This window comes from Pseudoneobacillus rhizolycopersici, assembly GCF_054786815.1.
The window spans coordinates 1-244 of the sequence record NZ_JBTOOE010000211.1; the positions used below are offsets into that span (position 1 = coordinate 1).

The 244-nt window shown below is 38.9% G+C and carries 1 protein-coding gene; it reads left to right on the forward strand.

Annotated features, from left to right (window positions below; all coding sequences use genetic code 11):
• Positions 1-102: 102 nt before the first annotated feature.
• On the forward strand, positions 103-244 hold a 142-nt coding region (locus tag ACX9YW_RS23470; RefSeq protein WP_460351201.1), incomplete at its 3' end, for a TMEM175 family protein.

Genomic DNA, 244 nt, shown 5'->3' on the forward strand with positions numbered 1-244 from the left:
ATCTTACCATATCAGGTGTTAGAGAAGCGGTTTGGTCGTCAGTTTGAAAAGTTAATTACAGTAATTACTTGTGAGTTATGGTATCCTAAAACGCTGTGGGAGGTGCTGATTTTGAAAACAGATCGATTTCAGGCGTTCAGTGATGGTATTTTTGCCATTTTAATTACAATTTTAGTCTTAGAATTTCACATTCCTGATTACCAACCGGGACATTTACTGGCGGCACTATTAGCGCAATGGCCGT